Below are 5772 nucleotides of genomic sequence, written 5' to 3'. Positions count from 1 at the left end.
AGTAATGGCTAATATATAGATTACATCACTAATTTCTACAATTATTATCTTAAAGTTAACTCCTAAATTTAAACTATCAATAATTTGAATAAACCTACTGTTAATAAATCTTTTTGATTTTTTTGCAATAAACTTTGTACCATAAATAGCAATTATCAATACTATTAAAACTATAATAATATAAAATATTAATTTTAATATAGTTTTACCAGGATTATAATTTTCATAGTTGGTAGCATAAACTGGAGTGCTTATAATTACTATAAAAATTAAAAAGTAAATAAACATATTTCTTCGACTTTTCATATCTAATTCAATGCCTTTTTTACTGCCTCAATCACTCTTTCATGTTGGAATGGCTTAACGATAAAATCCTTTGCTCCAGCTTGGATAGCTTCAATAACCATGGCTTGTTGTCCCATAGCAGAACACATTATTATTTTTGCGTTTGGATCAATACTCTTGATCTCTTTTACCGCCTGTATTCCATCCATTTCAGGCATAGTAATATCCATTATAACTAATTCCGGATTTAATTCTTTGTATTTCTCTACCGCATTTAAACCATTTTCAGCTTCACCAATTACTTCAAACCCATTTTTTGTAAGAATATCTTTTATCATCATTCTCATAAACGAAGCGTCATCGACTACTAATATTCCTTTAGCCATGTTAATTCCTCCCTTTTTAATTTCAAATTCAATCAACCACCAAAATTATTGCTAACATCAGTTATCCTTATTCCAAAATTATCATCAATTACAACTACTTCACCTTTTGCAATAAATTTCCCGTTTGCGTAGATATCTAATGGTTCTCCAACTAACTTGTCCAATTCTAGTACAGTTCCTGGCCCATACTCTAATATTTCACTAATTTTTTTAATAGTTCTTCCTAATTCAGCAGTTAGCTCTATTGGTATATCTCCAACTAAATCGATAGATTCATTATAGCTGACATCATCAGTTGTGTCAAAAGTTTCAAATTCTGGTTTTTTAATAATTACATGCTCTTTTTTCTTTTTTTCGAACTCTTTGTCAGCTTTTGAAGTTTTTTGGTTGATTTTAGTCTGAACTTTTTCGTTCAATATTTTTTCTGGGGGAGTGTCCTCTACAATATTTTCTTTATTTTCTTTATTTTCTTTTGTCTCTGAACTAGAACTATCTATAAGGTTTTCAACCATTTGCTGTCCAAAATCTAAAGGGATTAATTGCATGATTTCACTATCAATTAAATCTTCCACCACCATTTTAAAGGATACCTTGATTATAGGTGCAGAAGTTTTTAAAACTTCTAGTTTATTTCTTCCTTCGCTAAAGGTTATCTCATAAGATTTAGGGGGTTCAATATCTATTCTTTTTGAAAATATTTCTGACAATGAAGTAGCTGATGATCCCATCATTTGATTCATAACTTCAGAAATAGCACTTAAATCTATCTCTGTTAACTCTCTGTTTGTATCAATTTCGTCTTTTCCCATCATAATATCAGTTATAATCTTTACATCATCTAAATTAATCATTAATATATTGGAACCTTCCAATCCATCTTTATATCTAACATCAACTGCAACAAATGGAATTGGGTGTTCATAAGACAACTCCCCAGCTGTAGTAACTTCTACTCTAGGAGTAGTTATAGTAACTTTTTTATTTAATAAGGTCGACAATGTAGTAGCTGCAGTTCCCATACTAATATTACCTATCTCACCTAATGTATCTTTTTCAATATCTGTAATTACTCTGTCTTTTTCATCTTCATTATCAAAATCTTCTGTTCCGTTTAAAAGAAGATCTATTTCCTCTTGAGAAAGCATATCTTTATCCATCTTAATCATCACCATCCTTTGCAACATTTGTTATTTTAATAGCCATTTTTTTCTTAGTAACACCAACATTTCCTAAAAACTTTATATTTGAACCTATTCTTACCTTAGCTTTTTCTTCAGTATTCGTATCCAATCTAATTACATCACCTTCTTGTAAATTTAATATATCCTTTACTCTTACATATGTTGAACCTAACTCTACTTTTACTGGTATTTTAGCATCTAACATTCTTTTCTTAATAATCAACAATTCATTTTCTGATAATTCTTTTTGGGTAGTAGAAAACCAAAATCTAGTACTTAATTTATCTAAAATTGGCTCTATAACTAAATAAGGTATACATATATTTATCATCCCTTCCACTGAACCAACTTCTAAATTCATGGTAATTAGTGCAATAGTTTCGTTATGTGGAACTATTTGAGCAAATTGTGGATTTACTTCGATTTTATCGAGTTTAGGTTTTAAATCAATTACATTGCTCCAAGCTTCTTTAAATAATGTCATTGATTTATCAATCATACCTTTTAGTAATGTAAGTTCTATTTCTGTAAAGGTACGTACTTCTTGTTCTTTTGTACCATCTCCTCCTAAAAGCCTATCAATCATTGAATAAACAACATTAGTTGATATATCCATAAGTATCTGTCCATTTAAAGGCGTAAAATCAATTATACTTAAGAAGGCAGGGTTGGAAACAGCATTGCTAAATTCACTATATGCAAATTGGTCTACTGTCAGTATAGAAATCTTGATCGGAGCCCTTAAATATCCTGATAGGAATGTCTGAAATAATCTACCAAAATTTTCATGAATTATCTCTAAAGTTCTTAATTGATCTTTTGCAATCTTTTGTGGATTCATAAAATCATATTTTTTTACTTTTTTTGAACTTTCTACTTCTTTTATTTCCTGAACATCTACCTCTCCAGAACTAAGTGCTTGAAGTAGGGCGTCAATTTCATTTTGAGATAATACTTCTGCCAATTGCCTCTACCTCCCTTATTACTGAATAATCAAATCATTAAAATATATATTAGTTATAGTATTATCATTAAACAAGTTCACCAAACTTTCTTTTATCTCTTTTTGTAACGTAGTTTGTCCTTCTTCACCTTCAATTTCATCTTCAGTTTTATTCCTAATAATTTTATTTATATCATCTCTTATTAAGAATTGTTTGCTATTTAAAGATTCAAATGTGTTTTTATTACTAGTTTCAATAGTTATTCTTACTTTCATAATCCTTTTACTATCCTTTAAATTACAATACATATCATCTAAGGTTAAATTGAAAGTTTCAATTGACTTCCCATTGGAATTGTTGGTATTGTTATTTCTATAATATGTAACACCTAATACAGCACCCAAAACTGCTAATACAATTAGTAAAACCAAAATGATAATCAATATTATATTTCTATTATTCATAACGTCTTCTCATTCCCTTCTATCTTGGTTCCATCTCTTCATAGGATGTCCTTAAAATTACTATATCAACTCTTCTATTCTTTTGTTTGTTTTCTTCAGTATCATTAGGAGCTATTGGGCGATAAAAACTATATCCTGATGAAGAAATCCTACTTCCATCAATTCCTTTTTCTTCAACAAGATACCTTAAAACATTAGTTGCTCTTGTTGATGATAATTCCCAGTTTGTAGGAAAATGAACCGAATATATTATAGGATCTGTATCTGTATGCCCTTCAACTTTAATTAATCTTTCGCTGAATTCATCCATATTCAATATTTCAGCCATAGAACTTAATATCTCTAATGATTCTGGTTTTAAATCAGCTTTACCTGAGTCAAAAAGGACATTATCCATAAATCTAATTATTAAGCCTCTTTCTTCAATTGAAAGTACTATTTCAGGACCAAGTCCAACACTATCTGCATATTCTTCTAAAAGATCTTTTAAACTCTCCAAATCTCCCTCTATAATATCTTCTAAAGGTTCTATATTATTTTCTAATTCTAAGGTAGGGCCATTTTCTAGCACTCCTGTTCCACCTTGAAAACTACTCATTATACTCCTAAACTTCTGTGCGTCTATTTCAGAAAAGGAAAATAAAAGTACAAAGAAAGCCAACAATAAAGTTACCATATCACTGTATGTTGTAAGCCAATTATCTGTATTGTTCTGTTCTGTCCTTCTTCTTCCTCTTCTCATTATGCTCCCTCTCTCTCCAATTTCTCTTTATAATTCTTTCTCATTTCTGGTGGAATAAAGGTTTTTAGCTTTTCCTCGATTATTCTCGGATTCTCTCCTGCTTGGATTGATAATAGACCTTCAACTATTAATTCTTTTACCAATACTTCTGACTTACTTCTGATCTTTAGTTTGCGTGATAATGGTAAAAATACTACATTTGCTAAAATGGAGCCATAAAACGTTGTTACTAATGCAACAGACATATTAGGACCAATTGTGCTAGGGTCATCTATATGTTTTAACATATTAATTAAGCCTATTAAAGTACCAATCATACCAAAAGCAGGGGAATATGTACCCATCGTTTCAAAAATACTTTGACCGTCCATATGCCTCTCTTCCAAGAATATAAGCTCTGTTTCTAAAATATTTCTTACTAACTCAGGATCTGTACCATCAACTATTAGCATTATTCCTTTATGTAAAAATTCATCATTTAACTCTTCAGCATATTCTTCTAAAGCTAGAAGTCCTTCCTTCCTGGCAATGTTTGCCAAATTAATTACTTCTCCTATTACTTCATCAGGGGAAGTTGCTTTATAGAAAAAAGCCTTTTTGATAACTTTTGAAGTGTTTAAAAAATTCTTTAAAGGAAAACTAGCTAAAGTAGAAGCTATAGTTCCACCTAGTACGATTATTATAGCAGGGGCATGTAAATAAGTACCTAATTGGCCAGAAGTAACAATACCTCCTATTATAAAAACAACACCCAGAAGGAGGCCAAGTACAGTTGATATATCCAATTGCTACACCTCTTTCTCTTCAGCTCTTCTTTTATATTCAATTGATCTAGCTTTGTAAGCAATAACTTTTTCGATTATTTGGTCAACAGTTTCTACTACCACAATTTTTTGACCAGTAGTTAGTGTTATTACCGTATCGGGGGTTTCCTCAACGTATTGAATCAAATCACTATTAACTACAAATTCTTTGCCATTTAATCTTTTTACTTTTATCACATAAAATCCCACCTTTTATATAGGGCTTAGGAGAGGGCTATAATCCCCTACTCCTACAACCTTATAATATTATCTTTTCATATTTACTAGTTCCTGTAACATTTCATCTGATGTAGTAATTATTCTTGAATTCGCTTGAAATCCTCTTTGAGTTGTAATCATATCGGTAAATTCCATTGATAAATCTACATTAGACATTTCCAAAGCTCCTGGTGCTATTGGTCCATAACCACTAGTTCCAGCAGTTCCAAATTGAGGTTCTCCAGAGTTTCTAGTGTCAACGAAGAAATTTCCTCCAGTTTTTTGTAGCCCCATTGAGTTATCAAATTTAGCTAGCATTAACTGTCCTAAAGCCTTTCTTTCACCATTGGTAAATATCCCTACAACTACCCCTTTATCATCAATAGCATAACCCTCTATTTTCCCTGATGAATTGCCATCTGCATGAGGTTTTGCATCCATGTCGTTAGCGTATTGGGTGAGTTTGGAGAAGTCAATTGTAATATTGCCATCTGCATCACCAAAACTAACACCATCTTTATTTAGGGGTAAAGATTTATCTACAGGCCCACTTATTAACTTCCCATATTCATCAAAAACCAATGGTTCTTCCATTTCAACTTCATTTTCTAATATATTCTCTTTACTCGCTTGATCTATTACCTCAGTTAAAGTCACTTTCCATGTGTTTGTGTCTTCTCTTTCAAACTTAAAAATTACCTTATAAGAATTCCCTAAACTATCCTTTATTATTGTATCGCTAATGTGT

Annotated in this window: 9 protein-coding genes; all 9 read right to left on the bottom strand. The window is 30.8% G+C overall.

Going from position 1 to position 5772, the window contains the following annotated elements; genetic code table 11:
• Positions 1–306, bottom strand: a 306-nt coding sequence (locus tag VK998_RS10155) for a flagellar biosynthetic protein FliO (protein WP_325228018.1), incomplete at its 3' end; no start/stop codon positions are given.
• Between the two features lie 2 nt (positions 307–308).
• Entirely contained in the window at positions 309–671 is a 363-nt protein-coding gene (locus VK998_RS10150; RefSeq protein ID WP_325228017.1) for a response regulator, read from the bottom strand.
• Positions 672–703: 32 nt separating this feature from the next.
• On the bottom strand, positions 704–1855 hold the full coding sequence (gene fliY / locus VK998_RS10145) for a flagellar motor switch phosphatase FliY (protein ID WP_325228016.1): 1152 nt from the start codon (positions 1853–1855) through the stop codon (positions 704–706).
• Positions 1830–2816, bottom strand: coding sequence for a flagellar motor switch protein FliM (gene fliM, locus VK998_RS10140; RefSeq protein WP_325228015.1), 987 nt, complete (start codon positions 2814–2816; stop codon positions 1830–1832). Before fliM ends, fliY begins: the two co-directional genes overlap by 26 nt.
• Positions 2817–2834: 18 nt before the next feature.
• Positions 2835–3260 (bottom strand): flagellar basal body-associated FliL family protein, encoded by a 426-nt coding sequence (locus tag VK998_RS10135; protein ID WP_325228014.1) that lies wholly within the window; start codon positions 3258–3260, stop codon positions 2835–2837.
• Positions 3261–3279: 19 nt separating this feature from the next.
• Positions 3280–4002, bottom strand: a complete 723-nt coding sequence (locus VK998_RS10130) for an OmpA/MotB family protein (protein ID WP_325228013.1) — start codon at positions 4000–4002, stop codon at positions 3280–3282.
• On the bottom strand, positions 4002–4787 hold the full coding sequence (locus tag VK998_RS10125) for a flagellar motor protein (protein WP_325228012.1): 786 nt from the start codon (positions 4785–4787) through the stop codon (positions 4002–4004). The genes VK998_RS10130 and VK998_RS10125 overlap by 1 nt, the downstream gene beginning before the upstream one ends.
• Positions 4788–4790: 3 nt before the next feature.
• On the bottom strand, positions 4791–5003 hold the full coding sequence (locus VK998_RS10120; protein ID WP_325228011.1) for a flagellar FlbD family protein: 213 nt from the start codon (positions 5001–5003) through the stop codon (positions 4791–4793).
• A gap of 69 nt (positions 5004–5072) precedes the next feature.
• Positions 5073–5772: flagellar hook-basal body complex protein (locus VK998_RS10115; protein ID WP_325228010.1), on the bottom strand; the 700-nt coding region annotated here is incomplete at its 5' end.

The sequence above is a fragment of the Schnuerera sp. genome (assembly GCF_035459645.1).
In the GTDB taxonomy this organism is placed as follows: domain Bacteria; phylum Bacillota; class Clostridia; order Tissierellales; family Tepidimicrobiaceae; genus Schnuerera.
This window is presented reverse-complemented; position numbering and strand designations above follow the sequence as displayed.